General features: G+C 64.5%; 14 protein-coding genes. 9 read left to right on the top strand and 5 right to left on the bottom strand.

Annotation, left to right across the window (positions count from 1 at the left end):
* Positions 1-110 precede the first annotated feature (110 nt).
* The 5 genes from RBJ75_RS12485 to flaF all read left to right on the top strand — a co-directional run bounded on the left by RBJ75_RS12485 (position 111) and on the right by flaF (position 8,697).
* On the top strand, positions 111-2,360 hold the full coding sequence (locus RBJ75_RS12485) for a DUF1522 domain-containing protein (protein ID WP_317529034.1): 2,250 nt from the start codon (positions 111-113) through the stop codon (positions 2,358-2,360).
* Between the two features lie 316 nt (positions 2,361-2,676).
* The gene (locus RBJ75_RS12480) at positions 2,677-4,923 is read left to right on the top strand and encodes a DUF1522 domain-containing protein (protein WP_276156631.1); all 2,247 of its coding nucleotides are present in this window, start codon (positions 2,677-2,679) and stop codon (positions 4,921-4,923) included.
* A 540-nt stretch (positions 4,924-5,463) separates the two neighbouring features.
* Positions 5,464-7,725: a DUF1522 domain-containing protein gene (locus RBJ75_RS12475; protein WP_276156630.1), complete on the top strand. Its 2,262-nt coding sequence runs from the start codon at positions 5,464-5,466 to the stop codon at positions 7,723-7,725.
* A gap of 219 nt (positions 7,726-7,944) precedes the next feature.
* Positions 7,945-8,322, top strand: a complete 378-nt coding sequence (flbT, locus tag RBJ75_RS12470; RefSeq protein WP_044406409.1) for a flagellar biosynthesis repressor FlbT — start codon at positions 7,945-7,947, stop codon at positions 8,320-8,322.
* A gap of 3 nt (positions 8,323-8,325) precedes the next feature.
* Positions 8,326-8,697, top strand: a complete 372-nt coding sequence (gene flaF / locus RBJ75_RS12465; RefSeq protein WP_044406406.1) for a flagellar biosynthesis regulator FlaF — start codon at positions 8,326-8,328, stop codon at positions 8,695-8,697.
* 204 nt (positions 8,698-8,901) lie between these two features.
* On the opposite strand, the gene RBJ75_RS12460 is transcribed toward flaF, so the two are convergent.
* The 4 genes from RBJ75_RS12460 to RBJ75_RS12445 form a co-directional block, all read right to left on the bottom strand.
* The gene (locus tag RBJ75_RS12460; RefSeq protein ID WP_044406404.1) at positions 8,902-9,276 is read right to left on the bottom strand and encodes a hypothetical protein; all 375 of its coding nucleotides are present in this window, start codon (positions 9,274-9,276) and stop codon (positions 8,902-8,904) included.
* Positions 9,277-9,501: 225 nt separating this feature from the next.
* Positions 9,502-9,990 (bottom strand): hypothetical protein, encoded by a 489-nt coding sequence (locus tag RBJ75_RS12455; RefSeq protein WP_044406400.1) that lies wholly within the window; start codon positions 9,988-9,990, stop codon positions 9,502-9,504.
* On the bottom strand, positions 9,987-10,355 hold the full coding sequence (gene flgJ / locus RBJ75_RS12450) for a flagellar assembly peptidoglycan hydrolase FlgJ (RefSeq protein ID WP_044406398.1): 369 nt from the start codon (positions 10,353-10,355) through the stop codon (positions 9,987-9,989). Before flgJ ends, RBJ75_RS12455 begins: the two co-directional genes overlap by 4 nt.
* Entirely contained in the window at positions 10,355-11,476 is a 1,122-nt protein-coding gene (locus tag RBJ75_RS12445) for a flagellar basal body P-ring protein FlgI (RefSeq protein ID WP_044406395.1), read from the bottom strand. The genes flgJ and RBJ75_RS12445 overlap by 1 nt, the downstream gene beginning before the upstream one ends.
* Positions 11,477-11,553: 77 nt before the next feature.
* Here RBJ75_RS12445 and RBJ75_RS12440 point away from each other — a divergent pair, with 77 nt between their 5' ends.
* The 4 genes from RBJ75_RS12440 (at position 11,554) to RBJ75_RS12425 (ending at position 15,094) form a co-directional block, all read left to right on the top strand.
* Positions 11,554-11,688, top strand: a complete 135-nt coding sequence (locus RBJ75_RS12440; RefSeq protein ID WP_276156629.1) for a hypothetical protein — start codon at positions 11,554-11,556, stop codon at positions 11,686-11,688.
* 112 nt (positions 11,689-11,800) lie between these two features.
* Positions 11,801-12,211 (top strand): flagellar assembly protein FliX, encoded by a 411-nt coding sequence (locus RBJ75_RS12435; RefSeq protein WP_044406393.1) that lies wholly within the window; start codon positions 11,801-11,803, stop codon positions 12,209-12,211.
* 237 nt (positions 12,212-12,448) lie between these two features.
* Positions 12,449-12,877, top strand: a complete 429-nt coding sequence (gene dksA / locus RBJ75_RS12430; RefSeq protein WP_044406415.1) for an RNA polymerase-binding protein DksA — start codon at positions 12,449-12,451, stop codon at positions 12,875-12,877.
* Between the two features lie 525 nt (positions 12,878-13,402).
* A complete protein-coding gene (locus RBJ75_RS12425) occupies positions 13,403-15,094 on the top strand; it encodes a methyl-accepting chemotaxis protein (protein WP_276156628.1) in 1,692 nt (563 codons plus the stop codon).
* A gap of 186 nt (positions 15,095-15,280) precedes the next feature.
* Here the strand turns inward: RBJ75_RS12425 and RBJ75_RS12420 are convergent, their stop codons facing one another.
* Positions 15,281-15,562 (bottom strand): DUF3551 domain-containing protein, encoded by a 282-nt coding sequence (locus RBJ75_RS12420; RefSeq protein WP_080901213.1) that lies wholly within the window; start codon positions 15,560-15,562, stop codon positions 15,281-15,283.
* Between the last annotated feature and the right edge of the window lie 98 nt (positions 15,563-15,660).

The following is a 15,660-nucleotide window of genomic DNA, read 5'->3' as shown; positions in this document are numbered from 1 at the left end:
CCGCGGTAGCGTGAATTTACGTGCGTGGTTTTACGGGTTCTTAAAGTCTGAGGCGGCATGGTGCCGGCAGGTCAAGAAGACCGTGCGTGACTACACCAGGAAGGTTTCATATGTCCGGTATCGTTCTCTCTAATTCCGTCCGCCAGAATCTGTCGTCTTTGCAGGCCACTGCGGAACTGCTCTCCACCACCCAGAGCCGCCTGTCGACCGGTAAGAAGGTCAACACCGCGCTCGACAATCCCACCAACTTCTTCACCGCCGCCTCGCTCGACGCGCGTGCCAGCGACATCAACAATCTGCTCGATGGCATCGGCAACGGCGTGCAGATCCTGCAGGCCGCCAACACCGGCATCAGCTCGTTGAACAAGCTGGTTGATTCCGCCAAGTCGATCGCCAACCAGGCGCTGCAGACCACGGTCGGCTACTCCACCAAGTCGAACGTCTCGACCACGATCACCGGCGCCACCGCCGACGATCTGCGTGGCACCACCAGCTACGTCAACACCTCGGCCGTGGGTAACGTCGTCACCGACGGCACCGCCGGCGGCAACACCGCGGTGGCTGCGACCAAGACCCTCGGCGGTCTCTCCGGCGCGCTGACCGGCTCGGCGGTCAACAACAACAACTCCACTCCGGCTGCCATCACGGCGGCGACCAAGCTCAACGAAGCCTCCGGCGCCGCCTCCAACGCGCTCGGCGCCACGACCGTCGCGGACGGCGATTCCTTCTCCGTCAACGGCAAGACCATCACCTTCAAGGCGGGCGCGGTTCCCACCACCGCACCGAGCGGCACCACGTTGGCCGGCAATCTGTCGGTCGACGCCAGCGGCAATTCCACGATCTATATCGGCGCGAGCAGCACGACGTCGACCGCGACGGTCGGCGATGTGATCAACGCGATCGATCTGGCCTCGGGCGTTGCCTATAATAACGCCGGCACGGTGACGGCCAATGCAGGCCAGACCCTGTCGTCGATCACGGCCGGTGCCGTCAAGCTGCAGAGCTCGACCGGCGCTGACCTCAGCGTCTCCGGCAAGGCCGATTTGCTGAAGGCATTCGGGCTCACCACGGCCGTCGGTGCCGGCACCACCACCGTCGGCGCCGCCCGCACCACCAGCGCCGCCACAGTCGGTTCGTTGATCCAGGACGGTTCGACCCTGAACGTCAACGGCAAGACCATCACCTTCAAGAACGGCGCGACGCCGACGGCATCCTCGAGCCATACCGGCGTGACCGGCAATCTCGAGACCGACGGCAGCGGCAATTCGACCGTCTATCTGCAGTCCGCCACGCTGGCTGACGCGCTGAAGGCGATCGACCTTGCCACCGGCGTCCAGACCGCCACTTTGGCGGCTGGCGGTGCGACCGTGGCGACCAGCTCGGGCAACACCAACTCCTCGGTGAACGTCAACGGCACCCTGAAGCTCAGCACCGGCACGGCCTCCGATCTCACGATCGCCGGCGGCGCGGGTAACGCGCTTTCGGTTCTGGGGTTGAACGGCACCACCGGCACTGACACCGCCTTCACGGCGGCACGCAGCGCCAGCTCCGGCGGCGTCAACGGCAAGACCTTGACGTTCTCGTCGTTCCAGGGTGGTACCGCGGTCGCCGTGACCTTCGGCGACGGCTCCAACGGTACGGTCAAGACGCTGGCCCAGCTCAATACCGCGCTGCAGGCCAACAACCAGACCGCGACCGTCGATGCCACCGGCAAGCTGACGATCTCGGCGTCGAACGACTTCGCGTCCTCGACCCTGGGCTCATCGACCGATGGCGGCAAAATCGGCGGCACCCTGACCTCGGCACTGACCTTCACGGTCCCCGGGGCTCCGGTGGTCGACAATGCTGCCCAGACCACCCGCGCCAATCTGGTGAAGCAGTACAATGACGTTCTGACGCAGATCAACACCACTGCCCAGGATGCCTCGTTCAACGGCGTCAACCTGCTCGGCGGCGACACCCTGAAGCTGGTGTTCAACGAAACCGGCAAGTCGACGCTGAACATCACCGGCGTGACCTACAATTCGTCCGGCCTCGGCCTGGCGAACCTGACCGCCGGTTCCGACTTCATCGACAACTCGTCGACGAACAAGACCCTGGCGACCCTGAACGCCGCTTCGACCACGCTGCGGACGCAGGCTTCGGCACTGGGTTCGAACCTGACCATCGTGCAGACCCGTCAGGCCTTCTCGAAGGATCTGATCGGCGTGCTGCAGACCGGTTCGTCGAACCTGACGCTGGCCGATACCAACGAGGAAGCGGCCAACAGCCAGGCGCTGTCGACCCGCCAGTCGATCGCGGTCTCGGCGCTGTCCTTGGCCAACACCTCGCAGCAGAGCGTGTTGCAGCTGCTGCGCTGATCTCGGCGAAAGCACTCATCAAACGGAAGGCGGCGGGGGAAACCCCGCCGTCTTTTTGCGTTCGCCGACAATTTTAGGCTTTTTGTCACAAATCGGAATTGGCTTCCGGCGCCGGCGGGAATCGCGAAGACATCTGCCGCACAGGCGTTTCTTGAACGCGGGCGGCGAAAAATACGATGCGCGTATTTATACGCATTCATTAAAATCGCAAGTATTAGTACCGGGCCTGAATTTTACGCATCGTTATCGCTGGTCGACCAGTGTCCGCGAGCCGATCAAGAAGATCGGTATGTTGCTTAAACCAGGAAGGTTTCATATGTCCGGTATCGTTCTCTCTAATTCCGTCCGCCAGAATCTGTCGTCTTTGCAGGCCACTGCGGAACTGCTCTCCACCACCCAGAGCCGCCTGTCGACCGGTAAGAAGGTCAACACCGCGCTCGACAATCCCACCAACTTCTTCACCGCCGCCTCGCTCGACGCGCGTGCCAGCGACATCAACAATCTGCTCGATGGCATCGGCAACGGCGTGCAGATCCTGCAGGCCGCCAACACCGGCATCAGCTCGTTGAACAAGCTGGTTGATTCCGCCAAGTCGATCGCCAACCAGGCGCTGCAGACCACGGTCGGCTACTCCACCAAGTCGAACGTCTCGACCACGATCACCGGCGCCACCGCCGACGATCTGCGTGGCACCACCAGCTACGTCAACACCTCGGCCGTGGGTAACGTCGTCACCGACGGCACCGCCGGCGGCAACACCGCGGTGGCTGCGACCAAGACCCTCGGCGGTCTCTCCGGCGCGCTGACCGGCACTGTGGTCAACGATACGGCGACCGTGCCGGCTCCGATCACCGCCGCGACCGTGCTCAACGACACCGGCGGCGCGGCTCCCGCTCTCGGAACCGCCACCGTTGCGGACGGCGACTCGTTCAAGGTGAATGGCAAGACCATCACCTTCAAGGCGGGCGCGGTTCCCACCACCGCACCGAGCGGCACCACGCTGGCCGGCAATCTGTCGGTCGACACCAACGGCAACTCCACGATCTATATCGGCGCGAGCAGCACCTCTTCGACCGCGACGGTCGGCGATGTTCTGAGCGCGATCGATCTGGCCTCGGGCGTCGCCTATAACAACGCCGGCACGGTGACGGCCAATGCAGGCCAGACCCTGTCGTCGATCACTGCCGGCGCGGTCAGCCTGCAGAGCTCGACCGGCGCTGATCTCAGCGTCTCCGGCAAGGCTGACTTCCTGAAGGCTTTCGGTCTCACCACGGCAGTGGGTGCCGGCACCGCCACCGTTGGCGCCGCCCGCACCACCAGCGCCGCCACAGTCGGTTCGTTGATCCAGGACGGCTCGACGCTGAACGTCAACGGCAAGACCATCACCTTCAAGAACGGCGCGACGCCGGCGGCATCCTCGACCCATACCGGCGTGACCGGCAATGTCGAGACCGACGGCAGCGGCAATTCGACCGTCTATCTGCAGTCCGCCACGCTGGCTGATGCGCTGAAGGCGATCGACCTTGCCACCGGCGTTCAGGTTGCGACGCTGGATCCCACCGGTGCGACCGTTGCCACCTCCGACGGCAACACCAACTCCTCGGTGAACGTCAACGGCACGCTGAAGCTCAGCACCGGCACGGCGTCCGATCTCACCATCGCCGGCGGCGCAGGTAACGCGCTTTCGGTTCTGGGGCTGAACGGCACCACCGGCACCGACACCGCGTTCACCGCCGCTCGTAATGCGAGCGCCGGCGGCGTCAACGGCAAGACCCTGAGCTTCACGTCCTTCCAGGGTGGAACCGCGGTCGACGTGACCTTCGGCGACGGCGCCAACGGTACGGTCAAGACGCTGGCCCAGCTCAATACCGCGCTGCAGGCCAACAACCAGACCGCGACCGTCGATGCCACCGGCAAGCTGACGATCTCGGCGTCGAACGACTACGCGTCTTCGACGCTTGGGTCTTCGGTCGACGGCGGCACCATCGGCGGCACCCTGACCTCGGCACTGACCTTCACGGTCCCCGGGGCTCCGGTAGTCGACAATGCCGCCCAGACCACCCGCGCCAATCTGGTGAAGCAGTACAATGACGTTCTGACGCAGATCAACACCACTGCCCAGGATGCCTCGTTCAACGGCGTCAACCTGCTCGGCGGCGACACCCTGAAGCTGGTGTTCAACGAAACCGGCAAGTCCACCCTGAACATTCAGGGCGTGACCTACAACTCGTCCGGCCTCGGCCTGGCGAGCTTGACCGCCGGTTCCGACTTCATCGACAACTCGTCGACGAACAAAACCCTGGCGACCCTGAACGCCGCTTCGACCACGCTGCGGACCCAGGCTTCGGCGCTTGGTTCGAACCTGACCATCGTGCAGACCCGTCAGGCCTTCTCGAAGGATCTGATCAACGTGCTGCAGACCGGTTCGTCGAACCTGACGCTGGCCGACACCAACGAGGAAGCGGCCAACAGCCAGGCGCTGTCGACCCGCCAGTCGATCGCGGTCTCGGCGCTGTCCTTGGCCAACACCTCGCAGCAGAGCGTGTTGCAGCTGCTGCGTTAATCGCAACAGCCTGACACCAACCAAGACCGGAAACGGCGGGGGAAACCCCGCCGTTTTCTTTGCCGTGGCTGGACTGCATCGCGGCTTGTGACGCGCAGGCCGCCGACCGCGACCCGGCCATCGATCGCGGTCTCAGACCGTCCGGCCGCCGCCACGCGGCAGCGCCGGCATCTCCGCCCTTCGCCACTTCCCCTGGACCCGCGGCGTTCCGCCGGCCTCGGGCCGATGCGAGCTGTCCTCGGAAACCCCTGTTTTTGAATTTATTCGCGTTCCGGCCGCTTCCGTCGCCGGGCCTTAAGGGGCTGTTAACCATATCTTAAATTGTCCCGGTTAACACTTTCAGCAAGTAGGAATGAGGTTGGCCGAGAATCGGCCGCGTTGATCCGGGTCGCACCTTGTATGTGCGTCCGAGGTCCCTCTCCAGAACAGGCGTCTAAACATCACCGGCAACGTCACAGCGGCAACTCCTGTTGCCCGGGGCGTCCATGGCATCGCCGACCCGAAGGTCGACGTCCAGCGCGGATCAGGAAGGCATTGAAAATGGCTAACGTCGTCCTCTCGGCATCGGTTCGACAGAACCTGCTATCGTTGCAATCGACAGCGGACCTTCTGGCGACCACGCAGAACCGGCTTTCCAGCGGAAAGAAGGTGAATTCGGCGCTGGACAATCCGACCAACTACTTCACCGCAGCCGGCCTCGACAGCCGCGCCTCCGACATCAACAATCTGCTCGACGGCATCGGCAACGGCGTACAGATCCTGCAGGCGGCCAATACCGGCATCACCTCGTTGAACAAGCTGATCGACACCGCCAAGTCGATCGCCAACCAGGCGCTGCAGACGCCGGTCGGCTACGCGCCCAAATCCAACGTTTCGACCTCGATTTCCGGCGCCACCGCCGACGATCTGCGGGGCACCACCAGCTTCGTCAACACCATCGCCAGCAGCAACGTGCTGTATACGGGCGCCGCCGGCGGCGCGACCGCGGTGACCGGCGCGACCACGCTCGGCGGCGTCTCGGCCAGTTTGGTCGGCACCGCCGCCACCACGGGCAGCGGCGCCGCGCTCGCCGGCACGACCAAACTGATCGATACCAGTCCCACCGCGGCGACCGCGCTGATCGGCAGCGCGCAGCCCGCCGACGGCGACACCCTGGTCGTCAATGGCAAGACCATCACCTTCCGCGCCGGTTCGCCGCCGGCCCCCACCGGGGTCACCGTCGGATCCGGCGTCGCCGGCAATCTGGTGACCGACGGCAACGGCAACAGCACCGTCTATCTCGGCACGCCCGCGGCGGCGCTGGCCAGCGTCGACGATCTGTCCAAGGCGATCGATCTCGCCAGCGGTGTGCAGCAGTCCGTCAACGCCAACGGCACCGCCACGATCACGCATTCGTCCGGCACCGACGGCGCCGTCGCGGGCGGCGTTCTGACCCTGACCACCGGCACCGGCGACGACCTCAGCATCACCGGCAAGGCCGACCTGTTGAAGGCGCTCGGGCTCAGCAGCTCCACCGGCCCCGGCACGACCACGGTGACCAAGCAGCGCACGACCGACGGCACGACCGTCGGATCGCTGATCCAGGACGGCTCGACGCTGTATGTCGACGGCAAGACCATCACCTTCAAGAATGCCAAGGCGCCGTTGCCCGCCGACGTGCCGACCGGTTCGGGCGCCACCGGCAATCTGGTCACCGACGGCGTCGGCAATTCGACCATCTATCTGCAGGGCGGCACCATCGACGACGTGCTGAAGGCGGTCGATCTCGCCACCGGGACGCAGACCGCCGCCAACACCAGCGGCAACGCGGTGCTCAGCACCACCGCCGGCGCCACCGCGTCGTCGGTCGCCGCCTCCGGCGCGCTGAAGCTCAGCACTGGCCTGGTCTCCGACCTGAGCATTGCGGGGTCCGGCAACGCACTGGCCGCGCTTGGGCTCGCCGGCAACACCGGCACCGCGACGGTGTTCTCCGCCGCCCGCAACGCCGGCATCGGCGGCATCAGCGGCAAGACCCTGACCTTCAGCTCGTTCAAGGGCGGCACCCCGGTCAACATCACCTTCGGCAACGGCACCAACGGCACCGTCAAGACCCTGGCCCAGCTCAATGCCGCGCTGTTCAACAACAACATGACGGCGACGGTCGATGCCACCGGCAAGCTGGTGATCACCGCCGGCAACGACTACGCCTCATCGACGCTCGGCTCGGCGATCGACGGCGGCACTCTCGGCGGCACCGTGACCACGACGCTGAGCTTCACCAACCCGGCACCGCCGGTCGCCGACCTCAATTCGCAGTCGACCCGCGCCGGCCTGGTCGCGCAGTACAACAACATCATCAACCAGATCACCACCACCTCGCAGGACGCCTCGTTCAATGGCGTCAACCTGCTGGCCGGCGATACCTTGAAGCTGGTGTTCAACGAGACTGGCAAGTCGACGCTCAACATCACCGGCGCGGCGCTGACGCCCGCCGGGCTCGGGCTGCCGACGCTGGTCGCCGGCTCCGACCTGATCGACAACGCCTCCGCCAACAAGACGCTGGCGGCGCTCAACGTCGCCTCGACCGCGCTGCGCTCGCAGGCTTCGTCGCTGGGTTCCAACCTGTCGATCGTGCAGATCCGTCAGGAGTTCGCCAAGAGCCTGATCAACGTGCTGCAGACCGGCTCGTCGAACCTGACGCTGGCCGACACCAATGAGGAAGCCGCCAACAGCCAGGCGCTGTCGACCCGGCAGTCGATCGCGGTGTCGGCGCTGGCGCTGGCGAACCAGTCGCAGCAGAGCGTGCTGAAGCTGCTGCAGTAATCGCCGCGAACCGGGCCGGGCCCGGGCGAGGGCGGCCTGAGCGACAGGTCCGGCTTGCCAGATCCGGCGCGCCGCAATGCCGCGCGGCGAATATCCCCGCCGCGCAACGGTGTTTTGCGCTGGAATCGATTCGGCTAGCCTGCGCATAACAGCGACGTACGATCCTAGTTGAGTCCCGGCCTGACAGGCCCGTCGGGCTGCGTTCGAAAGGGAACATCGATGCCATTGCGAGTCGAGCTGAAGCCGTTCGAGCGGATCATCATCGGACAAAGCGTCATCACCAATTCGGATACGCGCACCACGTTTCTGATCGACGGCAACGCGCCGATCCTGCGCGAGAAGGATATCCTCACCTCGGAGACCGCGAATACGCCGGCCAAGCGCATCTATCTGTGCGTGCAGATGATGTATCTCGAAAACGACATTCCGAGTTATCAGGATCTTTATCTCGGCTTCATCAAGGAATTGATTCAGGCGGTGCCGAGCTTCCGCGACCAAATCGAGGTCGCCAGTAATCTAATTTTAAGCGGCAATCTCTACAAAGCCTTGAGAGAATTAAGGACGCTGATCAAGCGTGAAGAAGAGCTTTTGAGGTAACCGATGTCGAGTGCTGCTTCACAAGCCTACGCCCGGACCGCCCAGCGAATTGCATCTCCACGGGACATCGAGGCGCAGGCTCTGTTAAAGGCGGCACGTCAGCTTCAGGACGTGATGACGAACTGGGACCAGACCGACGCCGGACTGACCGAGGCCCTGATGTTCAACCGCAAGCTCTGGTCGATCTTCGTCAGCGACGCGATGCGCGACGAGAATCCCGAGCAGATCTCGATCCGTCAGAACATCGCCAATATCGGCATCTTCGTGATGACGCAATCGTCGGCGCTGCTGCTCAAGCCCGAAGTAGAACGGTTGCAGGCGCTGATCGACATCAACCGCAACATCGCCGCCGGTCTCAACGGCCGCGCCACCTAGCGGCCACATTGCCGCGCCGGTCGAGCGATCGCGGCGCTGCGCCGACAAACGGTTTCCAATTTCCGCGCAGTAGGGTCCGACGAGTCCGCTCAAAGTCGCGGCGTCAACATCTTGCCGATGGTCGGGTTCGGGCACGACAAAGAGCGCGTTCAGGCCGTCGTGCCACGGCTTGCCGCGTTTGTCGTTGCGCCGCTCCGGTGCCGCTCAGGCCTGGCGATCAGTGGCGATCCGCTGGCCGTCCAGCTTGGCGTTGTCCTGGGCGCGCAGATAGGCCCTGGCACGCAGCCGCGAGGCGTCGGGATATTGATTGACGACCTGGCTGGTCTTGTTGTCGACCACCCGGTAGACGATTTCGGCCGCCGCGCGATCGATCACGATCTGGTGCGAGACCTCGTCGCCCGGAGGGGGTTGGCTTTGCGGCACGGCCGGAGCAGGGCGGTTCGACGCTTCCGCGGCGGCGACGCTTTTCGGCGCCGGCAATTCCGTCGGCACGGCCGTCCGCACCGCTTCGGGCGCGGGTTTGAGCACCGGTATCGCAACCGGCGCCCCCGCCGGTCTAATGTTGAAATCGCTACTCATGTCAGCCTCCTGGCTTCCATCAGATCAATCCCAACCCTATCCAAAAGATATATTGCCCAAAACGTCTAAACTCGACGCTTAGCTAACTCCGATTATTTGTTTCAAATGGTCGATATTGTCGGGGCGCAAAACCGCCGCGGCGAAAGCCGCAACGGTGATGAGCCGGACAGTCGTGGAGCGCGGCCGGAGGAGCGGTACGGCGACGCCGATCGCGAGCCGATCCGATCAGAGCGAGCGGCTGACTGCAATCGGCATGATGTTGCGCGGCCCTGGCGCCGCGCGCCTGCCGTCGGAATTGTAGGTCTGCGGGCTGTTCTTGCGCTGGATCTCGGCGTTGACGCCGCGCACGATGCCTTCGGAGACCGCGTGCGCCGTCGCCAGCACGGTGAGATTGACCTGCAGCATGGCGCGGAACACGTCGTGATGCCGGTGCAGCGCGGCGAGCAGATCCGGTGTCGCCTTGGCCAGATACGGCTGGCTGGCTTTGACCAGCGTGATGGCGCCGATATAGCGCCGCGACAGATCGGTCTTTTGCGGCTCGAGCCGGATCGCCTCGACGATCTGGCCGGCGCGAACCAGTTCGGTCTCGCGCTCGATCACCGCCAGCAGCGTGGTCATGATCTCCATCAACCCGTCGGCGAGCTTGCGGGCGTCGGCGATGGTGGTGACCGCGACGATCGCAGCCGGGGCCTGTTGATGTTGCGGTTGGGTCATGGCGTGGGTGTTCCTTGCGGTGCGGTGGCGCGGTTGGCCTGCTGAAGGATCAGGGTGCGAAAGACGTCGTTGGAAATGCCGATGCCGCCGGCCTTGGCGAATGATTTGGAATATTGCTCGGTCAGCATCGAACGCCACGCGCCGGTGCCGACGGTGTCGCCGAACGGGCCCTCGCCCTTGATGCTGCTGGTCATCTGCGAGAACATCGAGTTCAGGAACACGGCTTCGAAATCCTGCGCCTTCTCCCTGATCTTGTTCTGCATCGGCTGCGGCACCTTGCTCATCGCGTCGGCCAGCACGGTGTCGGGCCGGCCGTTGAGCATCGGGAGCTGGCCGTTGCGGCCGTAATTTGCGGTTGCGATCATCACATCACCTCGATGTCGGCCTGGATCGCGCCGGCGGCCTTGATCGCCTGCAGGATCCCGATCAGGTCGCGCGGCCCGATGCCGAGCCCGTTGAGGCCGTCGACCAGCTGCTGCAGCGAGACGCCGTCCTTGACCAGCGCCAGCTTCTTGCCGTCGACGCTGACCCCGACCTTGGAGTTCGGCGTCACCACGGTCCGGCCCCCCGACAGCGGATTGGGCTGGCTGACCTGCGGGCTTTCGGAGATCGTCACCGTGAGGTTGCCCTGCGCCACCGCCACGGTGGCGACGCGGACGTCGCGGCCCATCACGATGATGCCGGAGCGTTCGTCGATCACGATCTTGGCGGCGAGGTCGGGCTCGACCTGCAGCTGCTCGATCTCGGTCAGGAACGCCACCACATTGCCCTTGAATTCCGGCGGGATGTTGAGCTGCACGGTCGACGGATCCAGCGGCTCCGCGCTCTTGGCGCCGAGGTAATCATTGATCGCCATGGCGATCCGCTTGGCGGTTGTGAAGTCGGCATTGCGCAGCGCCAGCCGCACCGTGGGCAGCCGGTTCAGCGCGAATTCGATCTCGCGCTCGATGATCGCCCCGTTGGCGATCCGGCCCACGGTCGGCACGCCGCGGGTGATGCTGGCGCTGGCGCCCTCGGCCTGGAAGCCGCCGACCGCCACCGAGCCCTGCGCCACCGCGTAGACATTGCCGTCGGCGCCGAGCAGCGGGGTGACCAGCAGGGTACCGCCTTGCAGATTCTTGGAATCGCCGAGCGCCGAGACGGTGACGTCCATCCGGGTGCCCTGGGTGCCGAAGGCCGGCAGATTGCCGGTGACCATCACGGCCGCGACATTGCCGGTGCGGATGGTGGCGCCGCGGATGTTGACGCCCATCCGTTCCAGCATCGCCTGCAGCGATTGCTTGGTGAAGGGGATGTTGTTGAGGGTGTCGCCGGTGCCGTTGAGGCCGACCACCAGGCCATAGCCGATCAGCTGGTTCTGCCGCACGCCTTCGATATTTGCGAGGTCCTTGATCCGCGACATTGCGCTCGCGGGCAGTCCGCCCAGCGCCAGCGCCATCAGCGCGGCGCAGGCCAGCTGCAGGATTCTCGTCAGTCCACTCGGCATCCTCTGCTCCCCGCTGAGGTGGTCCGGGCCACGCCGCACTCCCATACGGCTGTCCCGGGCTTCCTTATGCGAGCCTCATGCCAATCGGATTTTTTGCGCAATTCATTGATGTTGTTGAAAAAAACATTTCGGCCCGGGATCGCGCGGCGGCCGCGGCGGCGGCGAAACTGCCGTCACCGGCAGAATTTGCCGGGCTGTTTACCCGCCGTTAACCATAAACCGCGACCTTCGTAACAACGCTCATATCTTGATTGCCGCTCCCGGCGTTCAATCCGACCAGCGACCCACGGCGCCCGGTTCGCGACGGCGCGGCGAGACAGCACGATGAAGATCTACGGCCCGAACGGTACGACCTTCAATTCCCCGGCGGGCGGCGCCCGCCGCAGCAGTTCGACCGGATTTTCGTTGCCGGAGGCGGCAGCGACCCCGGAACGCCGCTCGGTCGGCGCCCCGATCGCGCCGTCCAATATCGACGCGCTGCTGGCGATGCAGGGCATCGAGGATCCGCTCGAGCGCCGCAAGCGCTCGGTGGCCCGCGGCCGCGGCGCGCTCGATGTGCTGGAGGATCTCAAACTCGGTCTGCTGGCCGGCTCGTTCGACAACTCGACATTGGCGCGGCTGCGCGCGGCCGCCGCCGACCTGAAATCCTCCTCTGGTGATCCCGGCCTCGACGCCGTGCTGGCGGAAATCGAACTCAGGGTCGAGGTCGAACTGGCCAAGGCCGGCCAGGCCTGATCGCCAAAGCCTGATCGCCAAAGCTTGATCGCCAGAGCTTGAGCGACAAGGGCCGTTCGACCAGGCCAGGCGCCGCCCGAGCGCTCAAAAAAGCGGCGTAAACCGCCCCGTCAAATACCGGACCCGGTTCCCTGCTGAAACTCTGTGTGGCCGGTTTTGCCGGCGCTCGACGATATTGTCTGTCACATGGCTCCGCTATATAAGCTGCGGCGCGAGGCCGATATTTTCTGGCTCCTGATGACAAATGGATTGCCCTTGGAAAAGTTGAAAAGCTATCGACCATCCGACAAAGAGCCTTTCATGAACGACCGGCAGCGCGAGTATTTTCGCGCCAAGCTGCTGACCTGGAAGGAGGAGATCCTGCGGGAGTCACGCGTGACGCTGCAGACGCTCCAGGAAGAGAACGTCAACCATCCCGATCTGGCGGACCGTGCCTCTTCAGAAACCGACCGCGCCATCGAACTACGCGCGCGCGACCGGCAGCGCAAATTGATCTCCAAGATCGATGCTGCGCTGCAACGTATCGAAGACAACACCTACGGTTATTGCGAAGAGACCGGCGAGCCGATCGCGTTGAAGCGGCTCGAGGCGCGTCCGATCGCGACGCTCTCTGTCGAAGCCCAGGAGCGCCACGAAAAGCGCGAGAAGGTCTATCGCGACGAGTAGCAAGGCCGTCGCGGATCGCGACGAGCGATAGGACGACCCGGCGACGGTGATCGTAGGATCGCCTGACCAGCGCCGTGGATGGCGCGGCTGCGCAGCCAGCGGCGCTGCCGTGTTACGGCGGCGCGACACGGCGCCGGCGGCAGTGAGGGGTTCGGCGGCTTTCCCCGGGGCGCCGGCAAATCGCGCTGGTCAACCGCGCCGACTAATCCGCGAGGCGGACTCTGGCGAGATCGCGCGCTGGGATTTCGGATCCGCGTCGTAGCGGCCCGTTCGTCACCCCCATTCGCCCGTCGCTGTCATCGGACTAATCGGCGCGCGCCTGTGAGACCGATATCCGCAGTTGTTACCAGTCCTCGTAGACGCACCAGGTAGGTGGTTAACGGTGCAACAAGGATTGTGGCGCACGTTGCAGCCAGTCCCGCCGGGATATCAAACCACCTCATCAGGCCATACGTCCGACTGGCAGCTTTTGCTGCTTGCAGACTAAGCGCGGGGCCGGGACGTCGGTCGCCAGGAAACCAGGTCATGCTCGCCAGATTTTCGATCCGAACCAAGATCACGACCCTCGTTGCAGCATTGCTGCTGGCAATATCAGGGCTCGGCGCGCTCGGCCTGCTCAAGATGCAGTCGATGAACACCAGTACGGTGGAGATCACCACCAACTGGTTGCCGACTGTTACCGTGCTGGGCGAATTGCGGGCCGAGGTCGTCGACTATCGGCTGAAACTTCGCGACCATCTGCTGGCGACCGAGGATGCCACGATGCAAGCCCTCGAGAAGGAACTCGCGGCCGCGAGCGAAAGGATCAAGATCGGTCAGAAGGGTTATGAGGCGCTGATCTCGTCTCCCGAGGAGAAGCAGATCTATGACAGCTGGCGCAGTGCGTGGGACAAATACACGGCCGAAGTGCCGAAGGTGCTCGATATCTCGCGCAAGAGCAACGGAGCGATTTCCGTCGAGGGCGTGAAGCTTCTCTCGGTACCGATGGGCCCGTTTGCGGCGCAGATGGACGAGGCCATGCGCAAGGATATCGACCTCAACAACAAGGGCGCCGCCGCCGCCAGCGCCGCGGCAGCCGCGACCTACAGCTCGGCCTTCTTCGTCGTGCTGTCGATCCTCGGCCTGTCGATCGCGTTCGGCATCGTGGCCAGCGTGATGGTGATCCGTGACGTGGCCTCCGGCATCGCCGCGATCATCAAGCCGATGCAGACGCTCGGCCAGGGCGACCTCTCGGCCGACGTGCCGTATCGCGGCGTCAGCACCGAGATCGGCGCGATGGCGGATGCGCTGCAGGTCTTCAAGGAAGCGCTGATCGCCAAAAAGGCCGCCGATGCGGCCGCCGGCCGCGACGCCGAGGAGAAGATCGAACGTGGCCGCCGGGTCGACGCGATCACCCGCAATTTCGAATCGATGATCGGCGGCATCGTCCAGACCGTCTCGTCGGCCTCGACCGAATTGGAAGCCTCGGCCGGCACGCTCACCGCCACCTCCGCCCGCGCCCAGGAACTGACCACGGCCGTCGCGGCGGCGTCCGAGGAAGCCTCCACCAATGTCCAGTCGGTGGCCTCGGCGACCGAGGAAATGGCCTCGTCGGTCAATGAGATCAGTCGCCAGGTGCAGGAATCCGCCCGGATCGCCAATGAGGCGGTGGATCAGGCCCGCAAGACCAATGACCGCGTCGGCGAATTGTCGGCCGCCGCGGCCCGGATCGGCGACGTCGTCGAACTGATCAACACCATCGCCGGCCAGACCAATCTGTTGGCGCTCAACGCCACCATCGAGGCGGCGCGCGCCGGGGAAGCCGGCCGCGGCTTCGCCGTCGTCGCTTCCGAGGTCAAGGCGCTGGCCGAACAGACCGCCAAGGCCACCGGCGAGATCAGCCAGCAGATCAGCGGCATCCAGTCGGCGACCCAGGAATCGGTGGGGGCGATCCGGGAGATCGGCACCACCATCGGCAAAATGTCGGAAATCGCCTCGACCATCGCCTCGGCGGTGGAAGAACAGGGCGCGGCGACCCAGGAAATCTCCCGAAACGTCCAGCAGGCGGCGCAAGGCACCCAGCAGGTGTCGTCCAACATCACCGACGTCCAGCGCGGCGCCACCGAAACCGGCTCGGCGTCATCCCAAGTGCTGTCAGCCGCGCAGTCGCTGTCGCGCGACAGCGAAAAGCTCAAAAGCGAAGTGGCGCACTTTCTCGAAACGGTTCGGGCCGCCTGAGCGCATCAACAGGCCCCGGGGGGACACGGCGGGAAAACGCCCGTCCGCGGCGCGTCATTCAAAGACTAGAACTCCGGTTCGGATAGAATCCGAACCGGAACTTGAGCTTCTGGTTTTGACGCGTCTTCTTTACGCGGACCGGTTTCCACTTCGCTCGAAAACGCTCCAGCAGGACGAAGTGGCCTGTCAGAAAGCTTCGCGATGGCGATCGTAGTAATCGCCGCGGCGAGCGTGCCGCCAGCGCGAGTCCTGAATTCCAAAGGCGACGCGGGGATTGATTCCGCAGTCAGCCGTCGTGCCTGACGCGGTGGCCATGCATTGTGCGTAGCTGGTGAAGGCGCAATTTCCCGGATAGCCCCAAGTTCGCCCCTGCAGGCAATAAGCGTAGTCATGGGCCGAGGCTGGTCCGGGTGTTACGGCGAATAGCGTCGCCGCGATTGCGAGCAGTGGCAGATAGGATCTGATCATTGCGGTCGCTCCATTTTCCAATCCGTCAACATTTGAGGCCAAATGTTCGTTCCACCGCATGGCCGCACGCCGCCGTGATTTGACCCCGCTCTGTTGAC

This window comes from Rhodopseudomonas sp. BAL398 (assembly GCF_033001325.1).
In the GTDB taxonomy this organism is placed as follows: domain Bacteria; phylum Pseudomonadota; class Alphaproteobacteria; order Rhizobiales; family Xanthobacteraceae; genus JARJEH01.
This window is presented reverse-complemented; position numbering and strand designations above follow the sequence as displayed.

Bases quoted from the DNA above. Each gene is read 5' to 3' on its own strand.
- RBJ75_RS12485 (WP_317529034.1), top strand. From the start codon at position 111: ATGTCCGGTATCGTTCTCTCTAATTCCGTCCGCCAGAATCTGTCGTCT.
- RBJ75_RS12480 (WP_276156631.1), top strand. From the start codon at position 2,677: ATGTCCGGTATCGTTCTCTCTAATTCCGTCCGCCAGAATCTGTCGTCT.
- RBJ75_RS12475 (WP_276156630.1), top strand. From the start codon at position 5,464: ATGGCTAACGTCGTCCTCTCGGCATCGGTTCGACAGAACCTGCTATCG.
- flbT (WP_044406409.1), top strand. From the start codon at position 7,945: ATGCCATTGCGAGTCGAGCTGAAGCCGTTCGAGCGGATCATCATCGGA.
- flaF (WP_044406406.1), top strand. From the start codon at position 8,326: ATGTCGAGTGCTGCTTCACAAGCCTACGCCCGGACCGCCCAGCGAATT.
- RBJ75_RS12460 (WP_044406404.1), bottom strand. From the start codon at position 9,276: ATGAGTAGCGATTTCAACATTAGACCGGCGGGGGCGCCGGTTGCGATA.
- RBJ75_RS12455 (WP_044406400.1), bottom strand. From the start codon at position 9,990: ATGACCCAACCGCAACATCAACAGGCCCCGGCTGCGATCGTCGCGGTC.
- flgJ (WP_044406398.1), bottom strand. From the start codon at position 10,355: ATGATCGCAACCGCAAATTACGGCCGCAACGGCCAGCTCCCGATGCTC.
- RBJ75_RS12445 (WP_044406395.1), bottom strand. From the start codon at position 11,476: ATGCCGAGTGGACTGACGAGAATCCTGCAGCTGGCCTGCGCCGCGCTG.
- RBJ75_RS12440 (WP_276156629.1), top strand. From the start codon at position 11,554: ATGCCAATCGGATTTTTTGCGCAATTCATTGATGTTGTTGAAAAAAAC.
- RBJ75_RS12435 (WP_044406393.1), top strand. From the start codon at position 11,801: ATGAAGATCTACGGCCCGAACGGTACGACCTTCAATTCCCCGGCGGGC.
- dksA (WP_044406415.1), top strand. From the start codon at position 12,449: ATGACAAATGGATTGCCCTTGGAAAAGTTGAAAAGCTATCGACCATCC.
- RBJ75_RS12425 (WP_276156628.1), top strand. From the start codon at position 13,403: ATGCTCGCCAGATTTTCGATCCGAACCAAGATCACGACCCTCGTTGCA.
- RBJ75_RS12420 (WP_080901213.1), bottom strand. From the start codon at position 15,562: ATGATCAGATCCTATCTGCCACTGCTCGCAATCGCGGCGACGCTATTC.